16 protein-coding genes are annotated in these 19,790 nt (G+C 48.3%); 10 read left to right on the top strand and 6 right to left on the bottom strand.

Annotated features, from left to right (window positions below; all coding sequences use genetic code 11):
• The first annotated feature begins 115 nt into the window (after positions 1–115).
• From AC0DBE_RS09465 to AC0DBE_RS09490, 6 genes are read left to right on the top strand one after another with little or no spacing between them, the layout of a single operon-like run.
• Complete coding sequence (locus AC0DBE_RS09465) at positions 116–337, top strand: spore germination protein (RefSeq protein ID WP_003239409.1); 222 nt, start codon at positions 116–118, stop codon at positions 335–337.
• A 13-nt stretch (positions 338–350) separates the two neighbouring features.
• Positions 351–584: a spore germination protein GerPB gene (locus AC0DBE_RS09470; protein WP_003224438.1), complete on the top strand. Its 234-nt coding sequence runs from the start codon at positions 351–353 to the stop codon at positions 582–584.
• Between the two features lie 22 nt (positions 585–606).
• Positions 607–1,224: a spore germination protein GerPC gene (gene gerPC, locus AC0DBE_RS09475; RefSeq protein WP_079288639.1), complete on the top strand. Its 618-nt coding sequence runs from the start codon at positions 607–609 to the stop codon at positions 1,222–1,224.
• On the top strand, positions 1,221–1,397 hold the full coding sequence (gene gerPD / locus AC0DBE_RS09480; RefSeq protein ID WP_014113307.1) for a spore germination protein GerPD: 177 nt from the start codon (positions 1,221–1,223) through the stop codon (positions 1,395–1,397). The genes gerPC and gerPD overlap by 4 nt, the downstream gene beginning before the upstream one ends.
• Entirely contained in the window at positions 1,397–1,798 is a 402-nt protein-coding gene (locus AC0DBE_RS09485) for a spore germination protein GerPE (protein ID WP_041520914.1), read from the top strand. Before gerPD ends, AC0DBE_RS09485 begins: the two co-directional genes overlap by 1 nt.
• A gap of 31 nt (positions 1,799–1,829) precedes the next feature.
• Positions 1,830–2,048, top strand: coding sequence for a spore germination protein (locus AC0DBE_RS09490; RefSeq protein WP_010333667.1), 219 nt, complete (start codon positions 1,830–1,832; stop codon positions 2,046–2,048).
• Positions 2,049–2,084: 36 nt separating this feature from the next.
• On the opposite strand, the gene hlpB is transcribed toward AC0DBE_RS09490, so the two are convergent.
• The 5 genes from hlpB to addB all read right to left on the bottom strand — a co-directional run bounded on the left by hlpB (position 2,085) and on the right by addB (position 14,228).
• Positions 2,085–2,387 (bottom strand): HNH nuclease-like protein HlpB, encoded by a 303-nt coding sequence (hlpB, locus tag AC0DBE_RS09495; protein ID WP_014113305.1) that lies wholly within the window; start codon positions 2,385–2,387, stop codon positions 2,085–2,087.
• Positions 2,388–2,400: 13 nt separating this feature from the next.
• Positions 2,401–5,793, bottom strand: coding sequence for an exonuclease subunit SbcC (gene sbcC / locus AC0DBE_RS09500; RefSeq protein ID WP_472961908.1), 3,393 nt, complete (start codon positions 5,791–5,793; stop codon positions 2,401–2,403).
• Entirely contained in the window at positions 5,790–6,965 is a 1,176-nt protein-coding gene (gene sbcD / locus AC0DBE_RS09505) for an exonuclease subunit SbcD (RefSeq protein ID WP_472961910.1), read from the bottom strand. The genes sbcC and sbcD overlap by 4 nt, the downstream gene beginning before the upstream one ends.
• 71 nt (positions 6,966–7,036) lie before the next feature.
• On the bottom strand, positions 7,037–10,741 hold the full coding sequence (gene addA / locus AC0DBE_RS09510) for a helicase-exonuclease AddAB subunit AddA (RefSeq protein WP_472961912.1): 3,705 nt from the start codon (positions 10,739–10,741) through the stop codon (positions 7,037–7,039).
• Complete coding sequence (gene addB, locus AC0DBE_RS09515) at positions 10,728–14,228, bottom strand: helicase-exonuclease AddAB subunit AddB (RefSeq protein ID WP_472961913.1); 3,501 nt, start codon at positions 14,226–14,228, stop codon at positions 10,728–10,730. The genes addA and addB overlap by 14 nt, the downstream gene beginning before the upstream one ends.
• Positions 14,229–14,411: 183 nt before the next feature.
• On the opposite strand from addB, the gene AC0DBE_RS09520 reads away from it, so the two are divergent.
• On the top strand, positions 14,412–14,849 hold the full coding sequence (locus AC0DBE_RS09520; RefSeq protein ID WP_014113300.1) for a ferritin family protein: 438 nt from the start codon (positions 14,412–14,414) through the stop codon (positions 14,847–14,849).
• Positions 14,850–14,965: 116 nt separating this feature from the next.
• Positions 14,966–15,295 carry a four-helix bundle copper-binding protein gene (locus tag AC0DBE_RS09525; RefSeq protein WP_041520913.1) on the top strand — a complete coding sequence of 110 codons (330 nt, stop codon included), beginning with the start codon at positions 14,966–14,968 and terminating at the stop codon, positions 15,293–15,295.
• Positions 15,296–15,330: 35 nt separating this feature from the next.
• Here the strand turns inward: AC0DBE_RS09525 and AC0DBE_RS09530 are convergent, their stop codons facing one another.
• The gene (locus tag AC0DBE_RS09530; protein WP_087988042.1) at positions 15,331–17,058 is read right to left on the bottom strand and encodes an SgrR family transcriptional regulator; all 1,728 of its coding nucleotides are present in this window, start codon (positions 17,056–17,058) and stop codon (positions 15,331–15,333) included.
• A 113-nt stretch (positions 17,059–17,171) separates the two neighbouring features.
• Here AC0DBE_RS09530 and AC0DBE_RS09535 point away from each other — a divergent pair, with 113 nt between their 5' ends.
• Complete coding sequence (locus AC0DBE_RS09535) at positions 17,172–18,374, top strand: MDR family MFS transporter (RefSeq protein WP_072181834.1); 1,203 nt, start codon at positions 17,172–17,174, stop codon at positions 18,372–18,374.
• Between the two features lie 107 nt (positions 18,375–18,481).
• Positions 18,482–19,636, top strand: a complete 1,155-nt coding sequence (locus AC0DBE_RS09540) for an AbrB family transcriptional regulator (RefSeq protein ID WP_472961917.1) — start codon at positions 18,482–18,484, stop codon at positions 19,634–19,636.
• Positions 19,637–19,790 lie beyond the last annotated feature (154 nt).

The following is a 19,790-nucleotide window of genomic DNA, read 5'->3' on the forward strand; positions in this document are numbered from 1 at the left end:
TTCTCTCACACATATGTGCGTTTGTCATAAGCTATCGTGAATAGCCCAATTAAAATCAAATTCTATTTTTACTTTACCTGCCTTTTTTCAATTTTTCAACAAAGGATGTGCTCGTATGCCGGCCATTGTCGGAGCGTTTAAAATTAATGCGATTGGTACGAGCGGAGTCATTCACATCGGGGACTGTATTACGATTTCTCCTCAGGCCGAGGTTAGAACGTTTGCCGGTGCGGGCAGTTTTAATACCGGTGACAGCCTCAAGGTGATGAATTACAAAAACGCGACGAATGTGTATGACAACGATGCAGTTGATCAGCCGATCGTAGGGAATGCATAAAGGAGTGTGCTTCATGAACTTTTATATTAATCAAACCATTCAAATTAACTATCTCCGGCTGGAATCAATCAGCAACTCCTCCATTCTGCAAATCGGAAGCGCCGGGTCCATTAAATCGCTTTCTAACCTGTACAATACAGGCAGCTATGTAGAAGCGGCTCCCGAGGTTTCCGCTCAGGGGCAGCCAGTCGAATTACAGGAGCCCGATACAGGTTCATTGGTTCCGCTCCAACCTCCTGGCCGTTAATCATATGAAAGAGGTGAAAGACATGTATGATCAATCTGTTTCCTCTTACTTGCAAAACTTGAATTCCTTCGTTCAGCAGCAGGCGCTTCATATTCAGCAGCTCGAACGTCAGCTGAAAGAGATTCAAACTGAAATGAATACGATGAAACAGCGGCCGGCCACTACCATTGAGCGGGTGGAGTATAAATTTGATCAGCTGAAAATTGAAAGGCTTGACGGGACTTTGAATATCGGCTTAAATCCGACAGACCCGAACAGCGTCCAAAATTTTGAAGTCAGCCAAACAGCACCTGAAATTGGGATGATGCAGCAGGAAGAGAGTGCCCAGCTCATGCAGCAGATCCGCCAGAATGTCGACATGTACTTAACCGAGGAAATCCCAGATGTTTTGGAGCAGCTTGAAAACCAATATAACAGCAGGCTTGACGATACAAACAAGCATCATGTCATTGAAGACATCAGAAAACAAATGGACAGCCGAATTCACTATTATATGTCCCATATCAAAAAAGAAGAACATACACCGCCTAAACAATATGCGGAACATATCGCTGAGCATGTGAAGCGTGACGTGATCCGTGCTGTAGAACATTTCCTGGAACATATTCCATCCGAAATGAAAGGAGATGAGCAAGCATGATCTTTACAGTCATCAACCGCAACCTGGAAGTCGGGGATATCCGGATGAATGGTGTATCCAGCTCCTCTGTTTTCCACATCGGAGACACTGAATCCATCTATCTGTCTTCTATTTTCGATACACCGCCAGAATCTCTTATTATCGGGCCGTTTGCTCCGCTGCCGTCAGAATAATGCTTAAGCGTATATCCCGCATTAGACTGCTTAAAATTAACTCCCTTGGAATAGCAAGTGTGTTTCAAGTCGGCGACACAAACGAAATCGATATGAGTGTAAAAGTATTTGCTGTTCAGCGCTCACTGTCCACGTTTTACAATAATGAAGGCTCATTTAACAGAAAGGAATACCAGATCTTTCAGCAGCAGGCAGTGAAGCCGATTCCCGAAACAGGTGTACAAAGCGCATTTTGCCACGAGGTGCCGGTTATTCATGTTCGCAGCATCAAAATTCAAGGGGTCTCCTCCTCTTCTGTTTTTCATGTGGGGGCGGCCTCGCTTGTTCGCGGCGATGCGAGAATCAAACATATCAGGCAGATTCAGTCTCCGCGCTCACAATCGCCAGACAAGAGCATATAATAAACAGAGACTTCGATAAAGGGTGTCGTTTATGCCAGCAATTGTCGGGCCTATAGCTATCAATTCCATATCGGGCGGAGTCGTAAACTTTGGTGATTCCTTTTACCTTTCTCCGAAAAGCTCTTCAAAATCTGCGCTCGGTTCGGGAGCAGGAAACACGGGAGATTTCCTTCTATTAAACAACGCAGTCAACGCGACAAATTATATAGACCCCGATGTCAGCGATCAGGATATGGTTGGAAACGGATAAAAGCAGCCGCTCTGCAAAGAGAGGGCTGCTTTTTAGTCATCTTTTCTTTTTTCGTTCATTTGATTTCTTTGTTTTGATCAGCTTCTCAGACGGCTGTTTTCTGATCCATTTGACAAACCGGGCAAGCTGCGGATCGCTTCGGAGTTCATCTATTCCGTTTAAGCGAACGGCAAGCTCTTGATTGGTATATAAGGCATGAATCTGTTTATGGCAAGGAATACAGAGCATCGCTGTCGGCAGAAACGTTCCGCCTTCCTCTTTCGGTGTGAGATGGTGCTCTGTCAGCTGGACATCGCTCCGGCCGCACAGCTCACATATTCCGGCAATCCGCTTTGCCATATCCGCTCCTCCCTTACATCAACTCAAGTGATACCCGTGTTCCACGGCCGCTCGGTTCAGCCGGATGGACGATCAGCTTTTTCGGAAGCCGTGCCCGCAGTTCCTGCACATGGCTGATGACACCGACAGACAGATTGTCTGACTGCAGTTTTTCCAAGGCTGTCACAACCGTATCAAGCAGATCTTGATCCAAGGTGCCGAACCCTTCATCTAAGAAAAAGAACTGGAGCGGGTATTCTCCGCGAAGCTGGATCTGCGCAGAAAGCGCAAGAGCCAGAGAAAGCGAGGTGAGGAAGGTCTCTCCCCCAGATAAGCTAGATACCGGGCGTTTGACGCCTCCATTCGCGTCATCCCGCATCACGAATCCGCCTTCTGAATCCACTTCGATGGCATAGCGCTGTCTCGTCAGCATGCCGAGTCTTGCTGATGCGTCCCGCGCAACGCTTTCAAGCTGCTCCTCAGCTAAAAATTCAACAAAGGTATTGCCTTTAAACACAGCTTGCAGCTTGTCCAGCCTGTCGATATGCGTCTGCCATTTCTTCAATTCAGTTTCAATTTCGTTAAATCGTTTATGATGGTCGCGAATGACGGCCAGCGCTTTCGCTGCTGCGCCTTTTTCCTCTATAGCAGCGCCAAATGCGTCCTCAGCTTCTTGTAATGCCGTAACGGTTTCGCTCCATTCGCTCTCTGATAAGGCTCTGCCGGCAAGTATCTCTGCAACTCGTTCTAAGTTTGCAGCATTTTGCTTCAGTTTATCCATAAACTGATCTATGTCCGCTTTCATCTTGTCAAGTTCATCGGCTGGGATGAGACTTCGCTCCACCTCTTCAGTCCGGGTAAAACGGGTGCTTTTCGCATGCTCAAGCCAAGCAGCTTCCGCTTTTTTAAATCTGTCCTTCGCTTCTTTAAGAGTGAGCTCGCTTGCTGAAGCGCGGCTTTTCGCCTGATTGAGCATCGTTTGGGCGCTTTGCAGTTCTTCATACAGAGATTGCTCTTTTTCCTTTAACAGCTTTAGATCCTGCTGGACAGAGCGGAGTTTGATTTGGATCGAATCTCCTTTTGCGTAATCTCCTAGCTCGTGCTCATAATCAGCTATCAAGCTCTTGATGCGTTCAGCCGCATAATGAAGCTCCAGCTTTTCCCGTTCAAGCTGGTGTCCCGATTCCCGCAGCTTTTCCTTTTGTGCTTCATGCTCAGCAAGAAACGCGATGCTCTTCTCAATCCGTTTTTCGCATTCTTCTGCGGCCCGATCCTTTTCTTCAATGGCTCGCTGCCATTTTTCTGCTTCATTCACAGACTGATCCTGAAACGCTTCTTTAAACATGTTCAGGCGGCTGTCCATCGAGGACTGAAGCTCGGCGATGATGCTCTCAATCCGGTCAGCCTCTCTTTTTTCAAAACCGATTTTTTCATTAAGCTGATCGGCCTTTTTCAAAGACTCCTGATAGGCGCTGATCATTTGTGCCATTCGTGTTTTAACAGAAAGAATATCCTGTTTGACTCGTTTCCATTCAATTGTGGCAGTATCGAACGCCTCATGCACCGGCTGATTCTCGTAAGAAGCTGCCGCTTCAAGGTTCGGTACTTGAATCGTTTGCAAAAACGGACACTGTTCAATAAAGCGCGCGGACTGTTCTTCAAGCGTGATTTTGGCTGAAAGAATCTCCTGGCTGAGAGCTGCCGCTTCCGTCAATAACACATCCGTTTGTTTGATGTTCTCTTCAAGATTGCTGTCGAGCTCATATGTTTCATGTACTGAGGCAGACGGATCATGATGGATTGAACCGCAGACCGGACAGGGCTTTCCGGCGGTCAGCTTTTCGGCTAACTCTTTTGTGAGCAGGGCCACTCTTGCTTTTTCACGCTGCGAGTGAAGCGTTTGCTGTCTCTTTTTAGCCTGCTCAGTCATACGTGTTAATGAACGTTCTGTCTCACACACCATATGGTACACGGTTTGTACAGCCTCATATGCCTGAATGATGTTGCTTTTTTCGGCTTCCATCTTTTGAACGAGTGTACGCTTCTCCTCATTCATCTTTTGAAGCACGAGGTTCAATGCGTCACTTCGTTTTTTCTCTTTCGTGATTTGCTCTTCAGTCTGTCTGATGCGCAATGCCATTTCTGCGGCCTGTTGGCAGCTTTTTCGCTCATCTGATGTCACCTGCAGAGATTTGAGCTGCTGCTTCAATTCCGTCTGTCTGTTTTGCCCTCGTGTGAGACGGTCTGTTACAGTCTCCAATTCATTCATGACAGATTGAAGGGCCTCTTCTTTCTGCTGAAGTTCAGCCTTTTTGCGCTCTTCCTCTTGCTTGGCCTCACTCAGTTTGATTTCGATCTCCTGCAAACGGGAAAGCTGTTCCTGCTCAGTTAAAAGCTCAGGCTCTTTCTCGCTTTTATGCTGGCGCCACTCTTCATACTCTTCATGTTTTTGATGAAAAAAAGCGGTCCGGTCTGCTAAATCCTTTTGAGCAAGCGTTTGTTCCTTTTCAGCTTTTTCCTCATGCTGGATCGCTTCTGCGTACCGGTCCGCATAGGGCTTCAGAGCGGCGGCTGTTTGGGCTTCCAGCAGACGCTTTTGCATGCTGTCTACTTGCGGCTGTTCTTCTTCGAGACGTTTTTTCTCTTCCTCATAAGCGGCTTTTTCCTTTTGGACATTCCAAATCTCCTGATACTCCGTAAACCGCGCTTTTGCCTGGTCACGATTCTTTCTCATCGCTTCCAGCCATGCTTCTGCTTGTTCGAGAGCCTTTTCCGCCTGCTCAACCGCTTCTGAACTCGCCTCACCGAGACCGGACTGTTCAGCAAGCATTTCATTTTTTCTCGCATTGGCTTCCTGTGCCTGCCGTCTCAGCTTTTTCACAAGCCGGTCTCCATACTGCTCCAAATTAAATAAACGCTGAAGCATATGCCTGCGCTCCGCCCCTTTTAAAGACAGAAATTCAGCAAATTTCCCTTGCGGCAGGACCACTGCTCTCGTAAAGTCGTCGATTGTCAGCCCCAAGAGTTCCTCTACTCTTTTATTGACTTCGCTGGCTTTATCCGCCAGCACCGTATGCTCGTCCCTGATTTCGATAAAGCGGCAAAGTGCCGTTTTCACCTTCATTTCATCCGTTCTCTTAAAAACGCGCTCGACTTTGTAAGAGATTTGATGATTTGTCTGAAGTGCAAAGGTAAAGGAAACAGACAGCGTATCTTCCGCATGGTTTAAAATCCCGTGCGTATTATTCGCTGCCCGCTCCACCTTTCCGTATAAAGCAAGCGTCATTGCGTCGAGGATAGAGGATTTACCGCTTCCTGTCGGGCCGAAAATGCCGAAAACACCGGCACCGGAAAGACCTTCAAAATCTATCGTCTGCTCCTCTCTAAAGCTATGGAGCCCCTTAATGCTTAAGGCGATCGGCTTCATTTCACATCCTCCTCTTCAACGCCTGATGCAAGCTCTAAAAACAGCTTCACCATTTCTTCATCCGGCACCGCGCCGCCAGTTTGTTTTTCATAAAATTTCTTAAAGCGGTCTTCGATCGACACATGCTTTACCTCGATCCGTTCCCGGTCTTTGTTCTGTTCTTCGAAAACCGGCCTGATATGGATAAAGCCCGGGTGCGCCTTTCGCAGCCTGTGAATTTCTTCAAGTGACAGCTGGTCCGAGACACGGATTTCAAGGTCAATCCAAGCATTCTGATCCCTGCCTTCATCCAGCCAGCTGTACACCTCGCTTAAGCCATTTGCGGCTTTCCACTTCACAAGTGGCTTGCCGCTTGATAATAACACCTCACGCCAAGAGGCCTCTTCCCCCGGTTTTGCGTCCACGATCGTCACTGATTTGGCATAGCCCGCTTCAGAAAAGCTGTAAGCGAGCGGAGAGCCTGAATAACGCGCAAGCGTCCGCGCCCGCTTGATCGTTTGCGGACGATGCAAATGGCCGAGCGCAACATAAGCGGCATCCGCCGGCAGGCTTTCAGCAGCCACCGTATAAGCGCCGCCGACTTCAATCGGGCGCTCTGAATCCGTTTGGTTGCCGCCTGCCACATAAATATGGCTAGTGGCAACCTTTACTGCATCCTTGCGGAACCGGCTTGTCATATGCTCAAACGCCTGCCTGATTTTCACGTCATAATGATCACGGAGCAGCTTTTCATCAAATGTATCGGAAAGCACTTCATTTAACCGCGCTTCAGATGGGTACGCCAGCGCTCCGACAGCCAAAAGCTCCCCTGCTGAAGGCACTTCAATATGAAGCGGTTCTGTCGTCGGATAGCCAATTAAATAAATGCCGTTTTCATGTGTCAGCGGTGAAGCGGCGGACAAACGGTCAGGATTATCATGGTTTCCGGCAATGACAACAATCGGGCGCTTTCCTCTGTCGCTAAGCGCAGACAAGCTTTCATAAAACAGCTGCTCGGCTAAAGCCGGCGGGTTCACGGTGTCAAACGCGTCCCCTGCCATTACAATGGCATCGATCTGCTCTTCCTTTACAATCGTATTCAATTCATCAAGCACATCTGCCTGTTCACTCAGCCTGCTTCTTCCTTCTAGCGTTTTTCCAAGATGCCAGTCAGCCGTATGTAAAATCCGCAAATGCTTTCACCTCACTTTTGTATAGAAAACGAGATCCGCTCCTTCTGAATTCCCGGAGCTTACGGATCTCGCTATAATGTCAGAATGTGCCCTCCGTCAAAGAAATAAAGCGCACATCCCTTTACCTTTGTTTTTGCAATTTGCTCAACTGCCTTCGTGTACAGCTGAATTTGCGTTTCATATCGTTTCTTCAAGATCGGGGCTGCTCCTTCAAAGCCGTGCTGGAATTTGCCCTCAATCCGGTCTGATTTATAGTCCAAGAGATATAAGCCGTCCTCAGTTTCATAGAGACAGTCGATGATTCCCTGCACTAAAAGCGGTTCATCCGCCTCCTGTGCATCAGGATAGATCTCCTTGGCCGGAAGCGCTAAACTAAATGGCACTTCCCGGTCCTTCCATTTAGCGCCGATCAGCTGTCCGCCGATTTCTGTATGGAAAAATTGCACGATTTCTTCTATATCAATAGCGTTTTTTTGTTCTTCAGTGAGCAGTTCTTTTTCATAAAGCTTGTGAACCGTCTGCTCCGCTTCTTCTATCGTTGGGATATGGGTAAGCGGGATATGCTGCATAACCGTATGCATGGCCGTCCCTTTCTCCGCCGCTGTCAGGCCTTTTTTCATCATAAAAGCGGGACGCCTGTACAGAATGCTTCCGTCAGCAGGTTTAACGGGGGCCCGGCCGCTGTATTCATCCTCGTACTCTCTTTTTCTCTTAATCTCAGAAACCGACTGTTTTGTACGAATTTGCGTGACCTCGTGATGCGGGTATGTCCAGCTCAGCTGCTCGCGGGCTTTTTCATCAAATGCAAACGAGCCGGGAACTGGTTCACCTTTGCGGATCGCTTCTAAGCGCTCGCTTTTTTCTTCCGTTCTTTCTTCCAGATCATCATCCAGCAAATCATAGGAATGAATCATTCGAACGGCAAAACGAGCCGGGTGTCCTGATATATCAGCATGCATAGCCGCATCGTTTTCAGCCAAAACCTCCATATCTCTGTGTCTGGCAAGAGCCGGTCCGATGAAATCTAAATACGTTTTTGCCTGATAACGGTCAAATTCCGGAAGAAGCCAGTCAGTTTGGGACGCAGTTGCCTGCCATTTTGCGAGCTGTTTCTGATGATCCTTGCACGAGCCAATCAGAAACAGCTTTTCCTTCGCTCTCGTTAATGCGACATAGAGAACACGCAATTCCTCTGACAATAGCTCCCTGCGCATTTTTTTCTTCATGGCAATGAGCGGAAGCGTCGGATAGCTGATGCGCAATTGCGGATGAATAAACTTCGTGCCAAACCCGAGCTCCTTGTCCAGCAGGTACGATTTGTTCAAGTCCATCATGTTGAAGTTCCGTCCGAGACCCGCTGCAAACACGACTGGAAATTCGAGCCCTTTGCTGCTGTGGATCGTCATTAAGCGGACAACATCCTCCTGCTCGCTGAGCGCTCTCGCCGTTCCAAGATCATCGCCCCGCTCCTGCATGCGTTCGATAAACCGCAGGAAACGGAACAGGCCGCGAAATGCCGTCGATTCATATTGGCGCGCCCGGTCGTAGAGAACACGCAAATTGGCCTGGCGCTGTTTTCCGCCCGGCATCCCGCCGACATAATCCATGTATTTCGTGTCGCGGTACACTTCCCAAATCAGCTCAGATACTGAGTGGTTTTTCGAAAACGCACGCCATTTTTGAAGATGTCCGTAGAACGTTTCCAGCTTTTGATAAAGCTCGTCGTTCCGGTCACCGGCAGCCAAATAGTCTTTCATCGCTTCATAGTACGGCGCTTTTTTATTTTCAAGCCGGATCAAAGAGAGCTCGTTTTCATCCGCTCCGACAATTGGTGAGCGCAGAACAGAGGCAAGCGGTATATCCTGATACGGGTTATCGATTACCTTCAGCACAGAAAGCGCGACGGCAACTTCGACCGCTTCAAAATAGCCTGACGTTAAATTGGCGTAAACCGGTATGCCCTGAGCTCTCAGCTCCTCCATGATTTGCGGCGCCCACGGCATGGAGCGGAGCAAAATCACGATATCGCGGTATTGAATATTGCGGTGTGTTTTCGTTTTTCCGTCATACACCTTAAATGGCGATGAAATCAGCTTGCGAATTTCCTTAGCGATCGCTTTCGCCTCGAACTGCACCGTTTCCAGCTCTTCTGCTTCTTCGCCTGCGTCCGTCTCTTCTGCGTTGTCGATCAGCAGCAGCTCCGTTTCCGTCTTATCATTGTCCGGATACGCCGCACCAAGCTTCAGCTCAGCCTGCTCGTCATAATCAACCTCACCGATTTTGCCGCCCATCAGCTGTTTAAATAAAAAGTTTGTGCTATCTAAAATATCAGCCCGGCTTCGGAAATTTTTATTCAAGTCAATTTTCCGTCCTGTGCCTTCTCCGCTCTCTGTAAACCGTTTGTATTTGGAGAGGAAAAGAAGCGGCTCCGCAAGCCTGAATCGATAAATGGACTGTTTGACATCACCTACCATAAACAGGTTGCCTGTTTCCTCCGGTCCGCTTGTGACGAGCTGCAGGATCGATTCCTGCACTAGGTTGGTATCCTGATATTCGTCAACGAGCACCTCATGAAACTGCTCTTGATAAAATCTTGCTGCCTCGCTCGGCTGGCGCTCACCTGTTTCATTCTCAGCTGTCAAAATGGATAAACAGTAATGCTCCAAATCAGAAAAATCAATGATTGATTTTTCCTGCTTCGCGGCTTCGAACCGTTTTCCATAGCTGATGACAAGCTGTACGAGCGTTTCAATAACAGGCTTCATGTCGGCCAAGCTTTTCAAATGCTGTTCAGGACTTCTTGTGAAGTAGTCGGTTTTAAGCTTTTCAAGCAGTTTTTTTGCACCGTTTCTCAAATCTGTCGCTTCTTCAAGGAGTGCAGGATCAAACTCGTCCCCTTTTACTGCTTTCGCGCGCTTAAAAGAGACTGCGGGCACCCGCTTATAAAGCTCAGTGTAATCATCCTGATGCTGAATCAGTTCATCAAGCTGCCCAAGATCATCAAGAAAATTGTCAGCGCGCGGCGCGGGGCCGCCCGGCGCTTTCGTCAGCTCAAGCGCGCGCTGAAGCTTCTCCTTTGCTCCGTTAAGCACCATCGCAATATCCTCTTTGACATATTGATAAAACGGAAGCTCCTCGATGGCGCTCTTTTCCGATACATCATACAAATGAACAAAGCTTTCCAGCCATGCCTCCGGGTTTGGGTGGGAACGTGAATACTCGTACACCTGTTTGACGAGAAATTGCAGATCCAGATCGTGCCGGTCTGTCGTGTAGCGGTCAACAAGTTCAAAAAACGCCTTTTCGCCCTTTGCGTATTCGTCTTCAAACAGCTCGTCCAGCACCTCATCCCCGAGCAGCTCGCCTTCTGTCTGATCAGCAATCCGAAAGCCCGGATCAAGATCGATCAAATAGTAATATTTTTTCAGCACTTGCAGGCAAAAGGAATGAAGTGTCGAAATGCTGGCCCGGTTTAAAAGAGACAGCTGGCGTCTGATATGCAGCGAGCCGGGGCGCTTTACAAGCTCTTTTTCCAGGGCATCCGCGATCCGGTGTTTCATCTCTGCCGCTGAGGCGTTTGTAAATGTCACAACGAGAAGCCGGTCTACATCAATCGGGTTTTCTTCCGCGGTGATTTTCCGGATCATTCGTTCAACGAGCACAGCGGTTTTACCGGAGCCCGCCGCCGCTGCCACGAGAATATCCTGGCCGGTTGAGACAATGGCATTCCATTGGTCATCTGTCCATGTGCTGTCTGCCGGTTTAGGAATGTTCATTGCCATCCGCCTCCTTTTTTATCCACTCAAGTATCGTCTTATCCTTTTCAGCCTTTAACGGGCGATACTCGTTTTCTTCTAATGACTCATCAAATTGGCATACTGATTTGAACGCACAGTATGTGCACGGCGTCTTGTTCTTCATTTTATACGGCTCAATCGATACGCGTCCGTCAGTGATTTGTTCGCCTGCTTCTTGGAAGGTGCGGCGCACATGCTTCGTCAACAGCTCAAATTCCTTCTCGCCGACTGCCGCTGAATCCGATCTGAGAGAGCCGTCTTTCTTCAAGCCCGCGTTGATGATATTCGACCGTCCCTCTTGAAGGGTCGTATCCATGAGGCGAACCGCTTCCTGATCGCCGAGGAGCAAGCCCTTCATTTTAAATTTCTTAAAGATCTCCTGTTCAATCTCGTCAAGCCCAAGCGGGAGATTAGATTGAATCATCGGGTCATGAATATGGAAATACAGCACTCCGGCAGGCGTCGCCCTCATTCCGAGCCAGTCAGCTGAATGAGTAATTGATAAATCAAGATACGTCAGCATTTGCAGCGCCAGTCCGTAATATACTTCCGCTAAGTCAAGGCCTTTGTCGCTTGATTTATAATCGACAATCCTTAGGAGCAGGCCTTTCGAGCTTTCCGCTTTATCTACGCGGTCAATTCGCCCGACGAGTTCCATCGTGCAGCCGTTTTTCAGCTTAAAGGTCAGCGGCGGAAGCGGCCCTTTTCCTCCAAAGCCCAGTTCAAGCCCGATCGGCACAAATCCGCTCGCTTTCGCATGCTCGCTTAAAATGCCGGACACGCGTGTCACAATTTTTTGCAGTTTTTCCTTTACATAATAATGCCGGTTTGAGCTGAGCAAAATTTCCTTTTGCAGTTTCGGCGCCAGCCGCTCTACCGCATCATAGGAAAACAGCTCGCACTGCTCTTTCGTTAAATCGCGCCAATCCATTTTTTGCTCGCGCAGCCGGTCTGAAATCAGCTTTAAGCTGGAATGAAACAGCTGGCCGATATCCGGTGCTTCGAGCTTGAAAAATTGCCGTTCCTTTAGATGCAGCCCGTGTGATGCAAAATGGGAGAACGGGCACGCGTTAAAGGTTTCCATTCTCGATACACTGCCCTGAATGCGTTCACCATAGAGCTGTCTCGACACGCTACGTTCAAGCTGCTTCACTTCATTCCGGAAAAACAGGCTTGAGAACAGCTTTTTCGATTGCAGCCTGTCCGGCTCTCTCATCAGCACATTGTACGTGCTCCACCAGACGTCGCTGATGTCGTATTCCCGAGTCCATAATCTGAGCTGGCTTGCGGTAAAGGACTGTGCCACGCTTTTATTGACGACATACATAAGCTGTTCCTCATCGCTGACCTGTTCAGGTTCATTTGTCAACAGACGCTCCTTATGCTGCGGAAACAGTTCTTCCAGCCGTTTAATGACAATCGATGGCAAAAGCGTTTTTCCTTCCGCATCGGCAATCGGATACGATACGTAAAGCCGGTCAGACGGACTGGAAAACGCCATATAGATGAGGAAATGCTCATCAAGCAGACGCTCCCGCCCACCTGAGGAAAGCTCAATCCCAACCGTTTTCAGCCATTCCCGGTCATCGTCCGACAGCACCCCATTTTCATCGGGGCGTGCAGGCAGAACGCCGTCGTTTGCCCCCAACACAAAGGTGCAGGAGGTGCCATACATTCTGGATAAATCCATATTGCCGACAAATACCTGGTCAAGCGCAGGCGGAATTAGAGAAAATGTAAGCGACTCCGCGCCGGCTTCCATCATTTGCTGAAACAAATCAAGAGAAATCTCTTCATCTCCCATCATTTCAACAAACTCCTCAAGCAGCTGAATGACTGCATCCCACGCCTGCTGATGCTGCTGCGCTTCAATAATTCTGCCGTCTTCCTCAGCACGCTGTCTTTCCTGATCCAGCTTCAGCGGCACATCCGTCTCTTCTAGATAGCGGTAGAGCGCCTCCGCCTTCTCCTGAACCGTCTTTGCTTTTTTCATTCGTTTTTGAAGCTGAAAAAGCGGCGGAACAATCCAGTCGCGTGTGTCATTCAGCATGTTTTCCATTTCGATTTCCTGATCGGTTTGCGCAAAATCATCATCCAATGACACAAAACGTCTGTAATGGAAACGGTCGCCCTTTGTCCAGCGATCTCCTTTGATCCCGTAGGCGATACAGTAATTTTCAAGCTGATCGACCTGTTCTCTCACCTTAGTTTTCGGCTCGTTAAGCGGGAATAGCAGTTCGGTTTTCACGCAGCGAAACACCGCTTCATAACGCCAATTCCCTTTCAGAACATCAATGCTCGACCGGATAAATTCGATTAACGGATGGTTCAGCATAGAAGCTTTTCCGTCAATGAAATAAGGAATCTCGTAATCTGCGAAAACTTCCTTCACCATATCCTTGTAGTCTTCCGGCTGGCGCGCAAGAATCGCTACATCTTTATAGCGATAGCCCTTCTCTCTGACAAGAGCGTGAATTTCCCGGGCAATGCCTTCCAGTTCAGCTCGTCTGTTTGCGGCCTGCATCACAGTAAAGGCCTCTTGTTTTTCTGCGTACGGGATGGCCGGTCGCGCTTCATACTGCGCCTCTAGATGTGCTAGTTCCGGCGTCTGCGTATGCCGCTCAGTCCCGCTTAGCTCTTTATAGGTAATGTCCAGATTCAGTTCCTTCGCCTTCTGATGCAGGCGATAATACGTTTTTCCCGTCATTCTGAACAATTCCAGTTCATGCGGCTCCCGCTCATATGACGGCTTGTCCGCTGTGAGCGAAAACGTGATGTGCTCTGCATGAACCATAAGCTGCTCCAAGACCCTGAATTCCTGCGGTGTAAATTGATAAAAGCCGTCCACATAAATATGCGCGCCTTTTATATCTTCCGCAAACGGAATATGCTCTGCCAGCAATGTCAAATAATCCTCAGAGTGAAGATATTGATCTGCAAGGCTTTTTTCCATCTGCTGATACAGAATTGATAAATCATGAAGCTTTTCAGATAAAACACGTTCCCCGCGATACTCGGAAGCCGTTCCGCTTTCCGCCATCCGGCGGATATCTTCCGGTTCCAGGCAGTAACGCTTAAATTCTGTCAGCATCCGTTCAACCTGTGCGGTAAATCCGCTTTTGTCACTTGCTTTTTGATAGACTTTAAACTCCTGTTTATGCTCCTCAATGAGCTTCCGCAGGAGCATCTGTACGCCTATGCTCGTAAGAAACGGCCTGCTCATTCCTCCCGTATGCTGAAGGACGCGCCAGGCCAATCGTGAAAAGCTGAACACTTGAGCACGTATCATTCCGCCCATATCAGGCGTTTTAGCAAGCTCGTATTCCATTAAAAACGTCATTTGATCCGGGACTAGAAAAATGATCGGTTTCCCGAATGGAGCCCGGCGCAGTTCATCCTGAATGCTGTCGATGATCAGCTTCGTTTTTCCACTCCCGGATCTGCCTACTAAAAACTCTGCTCCCAAATTAGAAGACCCCTCTCTTTTTATCTCTATATATTTTATCGAATGTTGACGAAAATGACCAATCTGATCTATTGGTAAAAACGGCCTTTTCACATATAAAAAGCTGATGATCTCCGCACATCTCTCCCTGCCCAACATATACTTTTACAGAAGCCCAATTCCTAAGAATGGAGTTGAACCCTCTTGCATTACAGCTACTATCCCTATCCGGCGCCATACCGGGAAGATCCTGTTTTGATTCGGAATCTGGAAAAGGCCATTAACGGAGAATTCAGTGCGATTCAATGCTACCGCAAGCTTGCCGAACTTACCCACCGCGATGAAGTCAGAAAACAGATTGAAGAAATCAGGCGTGACGAAATGCGCCACCTCCGTGAATTTTCCACACTGTACGGTGCCATTACCGGCAAACACATCATGCCGAAACAAACGGAGGAATGCCCGGACACTTTTACAAGAGGACTGGACGCCGCTTTTAAAGATGAACAAGAAACAGTCGACTTTTATTTGCGTGCGGCCGAGGAAACCTCAAACTTAAAAGCGAAAGGCATCTTTACGCGCGCCGCACGGGATGAACAACATCACGCTGTCTGGTTTCTATACTATCTGATGGAACGTTAGATATACCCGTTCAGGGTATATGTACATATCCATTCCCCAAAAACACACTCACCTGTTTTTTTCAAATGCAGCCGGGAAACATAAAACCATACACTGCCATACAGGGGGAATCAACCATGGAGCAATATGTAGAAGCTTGTATTGAGGCTTGCATCGATTGTATGGAGGCTTGCAATCATTGTTTTACAAAATGCCTGGAAGAAAGCGCGCATCACGATCTCAGCGGCTGCATCCGGCTTGACAGGGAATGCGCGGATATTTGCACGCTGGCGGTCAAAGCCATGCAAACGGACAGCCCGTTCATGAAAGAAATTTGCGCACTTTGCGCCGATATTTGTGAAGCGTGCGGCACTGAATGTGAAAAGCATGATCACGATCATTGCCAAACATGTGCGAAGTCCTGCTTTGCCTGCGCTGAACAATGCCGCAGCATGGCAGCGTCTTAAAAGACGGAGAGGGTTTAATAATAGAACCCTCTTTTTTATTTGGACAGCCACACGGAGTACAAATCAATCCACCCCTCTTCATCAAGCATCAGACCTTTCACATTCTCACTCGATGTCACCTGCAGTACATTTTGATACAGCGGAATCGCATTGAACTCCTGTATAAGCTGACAGTCAATGTCCTGCAGCATATGGATTCTCGAACAGCGGTCAGACATTGAAAATATCCGTTCTGTCATTCCTGAGCATATCTGTTCCAGCTTTTCAGATAGATGCTGACACAAAAAACTGTTCTCCGACAGCAGCAAATGCAAAAAACCAAACTCAATGTCTTGATAAAACGTCGCACTGTCATGAATGATATCCGCCATCTGCACGATTTCGTGCCGGCGCAGCTCAGCAGAATCACAGAATTGAAGTGTAAGCCTGATGCCATGTTGGGCGCAAACATTTTGAATCCACTCGGCATCCTCACGATGATCCGCTTCCGAAAAGGTATACAGCACCAGCGTTTCTCCCTCATATCCGCTCTGCTTCAGCAATTCAGAAGGTGAAACGCCTCCCCAATCAAAAGGACTCGGATGCAAAAAAGCCGTAACCGGGGTTCTGCGGTGCCCTCCCGCTTCACGAACGAGCCGTTCAGAGGAAATCAGCAGGCGGAGCGCTTTTCTAAAGCTTCGATGCTGAAGAGGCCCCGTCTTTTTCAGATTGAGTGACAAATACTGAACATGCCGCTCATCAAAAACGGTTTGCTGCTCAGAAAATGTTTGTTTTTCTTGAATGGTAAAACCGTTCATCTCTCCGGCTTGTTCAGAAAACACAAACTCAACGCGATCCAAAAAGGGCCGTCCCTTGAAGTAGCGCTCATTGGCTTCAAGCACAAGCATCTGCCCGCAATGCTGATTCACCCGAAAAGGCCCTGTTCCATTGATCCCGCCGCCCTGTTCTGCCGGCAGAATGGACAACCGTTCATCACAAAGAACATACAGCAATAGCTCATTCGGCTTATCGAGTATGATCTCCACACAATAAGGGCCATTTTCTAAGACTTGCTTCACTCCGTGTAACAGCCATTTATACGGGTTGTCAGCCTGTGTCAAAAAGCGCTGAAACGTAAACGCAACATCCCGCGCTGTCAGCGGCTGTCCATTATGAAAAGACACACCCTTTCGAAGAAAAAATCTCCATCGTTTTTTCCCTTCCTCTTCCCATCCATGTATCAAATGAGGCTTCGGCTTCTGCACAGCCGAATCAAACGTGAGCAATGTATCAAATATTTGCTTGACGAAATGCCCCTCAGACCGCAAAAATATTTGGCACGGGTCCAAACTGCTGACTGATTCAGGGGTGATGAACAGCCGGAGAACATCCTTTTCTCCATCCCGGCCGGTCTCTGTCACAAAACCGAATACCTCAGAAAACCACATGCCATATTCGTTTTGAAGCCCTGGAAACGCGGACTGATACTGCTGAAGCAGCTCCTTTGCCTTTTTAAGCTTTCCAGCCATTGTATATTCCTTGGCAGTTTGAAGAAGCAGTTCCTCAGGCTGGCAAAGAAACGCGATTTTGGATTTGCGGCCGCGCCCTGCCCCGCTTTCCCGTATGATCCAATTCTTGTTCTCCAGCTTATGTAATATGAGCTTTGCATTTCTTTCTGTACAAAATAAACAGTCAGCAACTTCAGTGAGCGTCATTTCGTTCATTTGCCCATACGCAGCGCGTCCTGTTTTCACAAGCGCCACGTAGTGCTCAATCAGCTTCAATCCCAACACCTCCCGACAAAAGGGGAATCTTTTTCTCTTATTTTCTTCACTTTTTGGGCCGCCGCCCCTTATATACACTACTACTATACCAAACAGCGAAAGGCGGCGATCACATGTTGACCAGCTTTCAAGCTATAAAATCGAGATATACCGCTCCAGTTTGGCTCCGCTTTATCGGCGAAATGCTGACAAGCCTGACAGGTGCAATGATGGGTCCTTTTATGGTGCTGTACCTGCATGAACAATTAAACGGCAGTGTCATGATTCCGATGCTGATCATCAGCCTTCAGCCATTTGCTGATATTTGCCTGACACTCGTTGCAGGACGGGTAACGGACCAGCTTGGGCGGCGCACAGCGATTCTGATCGCATTGCTGCTGCAATCAGCGGCTATGGCGGGATTTGCGTTTGCCGATCATGCGTATTTTTTTGCCACCCTCTACGTCATGAATGGCATCGGGAGATCGTTGTACATACCTGCTTCCCGCGCCCAAATCGCCGAAAGTACGCCGGAAAGCAGACGTTCGGAAGTGTTTGCGGTCATCAATGCGATCTATTCGGCGGGCCTGACGGCAGGGCCGCTAGTGGGGATGTTGCTGTACAATCATAACCCCGTGTGGATATTCGCATTAGATGCTGCGGCATTGTTCATCTACTTTCTGATCGCTGCACTGAAACTGCCAGAAACAAAGCCGCTAAAGACAGCTGTAACATCGGAAATGTCCGAAAGCTTTACGATATACAGGCCTGTACTGCTTCTGTTGCTGCTTTCTCTCCCCATCAGCATGTTATACGCGCAAACAGAAACAACATACAGGCTGTTCAGCAAAAACATGTTTTCCGATTATCTATCCATGCTGACCATCTACTCGGCGGCAAAAGCTTTATTCAGCTTTGTTCTCCAAGTTCCTCTTGTAAAAGGGACAGAAAAACTTTCAATGAAAACGATCCTTCTCATTACTTATATCTGCTACTCTCTTGCGGCTGCCGGCTTTGCATGCTCTACCTCCCTGACAATGCTATTAGTGACGGCAGCGGTGATGACAGTTGGCGAAAGTATCGGACTAACTCACATCCAGACCTTCATTTCAAAATTGTCACCGCCTCATCTGCTCGGCCGGTTTTATGCGGTATACGGCCTGCATTGGGATATATCCCGCTCAATCGGACCACTGGCAGGCGGGCTGATCCTGACATCGTTTGGCGGAGAAATGATTTTTTACGCCCTTGCCGTGTGTTTGCTGGCAGCGGGTTTATGCCTGACTTACACAATCGAGAAGCTCGAACACAAGGTCATAAGAAAAGTGAATGGCTAATAGAAAATAATTCATAATTTCTTTATCAACGAAAATATACTATAGTAATAATACATTCACTACGTGAACAATTGGCGTGTTACGTGAAAAGGAAGAAGGGTTTTACATTGAAGAAAGACAAAAATCTCCTCAAAGATCTATGGTTTATCGCAATTAGTGCTGCCGGGGGGTTTATTCTTTCATTGACCGGAATATCGATTGGATGGATGATCGGAACGCTGATTGTCGCCTGCTGTCTCGCTATGATACGGCCGGCATGGCTGATGATGGCGCCAGACCAAAAAGGAATTAACCGCCGATGGCTCGCCCTCGGCCAGATGATCCTCGGCATCGAATTGGGCCAAAAGCTGAACTTATCCGTTCTTTCTGTCCTCAAAGACCATTGGTTTTCAGTCGGCGTTATGCTGATATTGTCTATACTGCTGGCCATGCTGTCAGGATATGTGCTTTGGCGTTTCAGCAAAACAGATATGATGACAAGCTTTGTCGGCACGGCTCCCGGCGGGCTGTCCGCCATGCCGAGCATCGCGCAGGAGGTCGGCGCCAATACCGCCATTGTCAGCCTTGTTCAAATGATCCGGGTGCTGCTCGTGGTGCTTTCCATTCCGTTTTTAGTCATTCTGATCTATACAAAACAAGATCGTTCCGCAAGTGCCGCAGCAGAAACACTTTCCTCAGCAACGATAGATTTTAGGCTCGCTCCCGTTTTATGGACCGCCGTTTTGATTCTCGCTGCTTGGGGAGCTTGCAAAGCTGCGAAATTTTTAAAGTTTCCGGCTCCTTGGCTGCTCGGCAGCATGCTCGGTGTAGCACTTGTACACGTTGGCGGAGCTGCGGTGACAGGGCACGACATGACAGCTTGGTGGCCGTCACAAGCTAACCATGTGTCGCAAGTATTTCTCGGAGCAACGATTGGCTCTAAGATGTACAAAAGCATGTTTGCCGGCGTCAGCCGCATTATCATCGTCGGATTTGTCTCGTCCGTCGGTTTAATCGCAGCTATGTTTTTAAGCGCCGTGATCGTATCCAAGCTGACAGGAATCTCGCTCATCACTTCTGTTCTGGCATTTGCGCCCGGCGGCATTGCAGAAATGGCGACGACGTCTGTGACCTTGCATGCCGATTCCACCTTTGTCGTTGCGGTTCAGGTCATACGCGTCATCCTTGTCATTGCCCTCTTGCCGCCGTTTTATCGTCTGCTTCACCATCTTCATGGTGAAAAAAAAGGCAAAGAGCGTTCGGTAAGCGGCAGTAATGCCTAGTTGGAAAAAATCCCAACATGGTAGACTTAGGCAGTAAAGGATAGGAGTTACTCTATCTGTAGAGTATGGAAGACTTCAAAATGGGGCAGGTAAGTGAAATAAAAGGGTTCAAGAATTAAGTCCACAGGAGCGGGCGGATGCTGTAAAAGAATCA

Source organism: Bacillus sp. VA15 (assembly GCF_055721145.1).

Excerpts from the sequence above, each read along its gene's own strand:
- AC0DBE_RS09465 (WP_003239409.1), top strand. The coding sequence starts at position 116 with ATGCCGGCCATTGTCGGAGCGTTTAAAATTAATGCGATTGGTACGAGC.
- AC0DBE_RS09470 (WP_003224438.1), top strand. The coding sequence starts at position 351 with ATGAACTTTTATATTAATCAAACCATTCAAATTAACTATCTCCGGCTG.
- gerPC (WP_079288639.1), top strand. The coding sequence starts at position 607 with ATGTATGATCAATCTGTTTCCTCTTACTTGCAAAACTTGAATTCCTTC.
- gerPD (WP_014113307.1), top strand. The coding sequence starts at position 1,221 with ATGATCTTTACAGTCATCAACCGCAACCTGGAAGTCGGGGATATCCGG.
- AC0DBE_RS09485 (WP_041520914.1), top strand. The coding sequence starts at position 1,397 with ATGCTTAAGCGTATATCCCGCATTAGACTGCTTAAAATTAACTCCCTT.
- AC0DBE_RS09490 (WP_010333667.1), top strand. The coding sequence starts at position 1,830 with ATGCCAGCAATTGTCGGGCCTATAGCTATCAATTCCATATCGGGCGGA.
- hlpB (WP_014113305.1), bottom strand. The coding sequence starts at position 2,387 with ATGGCAAAGCGGATTGCCGGAATATGTGAGCTGTGCGGCCGGAGCGAT.
- sbcC (WP_472961908.1), bottom strand. The coding sequence starts at position 5,793 with ATGAAGCCGATCGCCTTAAGCATTAAGGGGCTCCATAGCTTTAGAGAG.
- addA (WP_472961912.1), bottom strand. The coding sequence starts at position 10,741 with ATGAACATTCCTAAACCGGCAGACAGCACATGGACAGATGACCAATGG.
- AC0DBE_RS09525 (WP_041520913.1), top strand. The coding sequence starts at position 14,966 with ATGGAGCAATATGTAGAAGCTTGTATTGAGGCTTGCATCGATTGTATG.
- AC0DBE_RS09535 (WP_072181834.1), top strand. The coding sequence starts at position 17,172 with ATGTTGACCAGCTTTCAAGCTATAAAATCGAGATATACCGCTCCAGTT.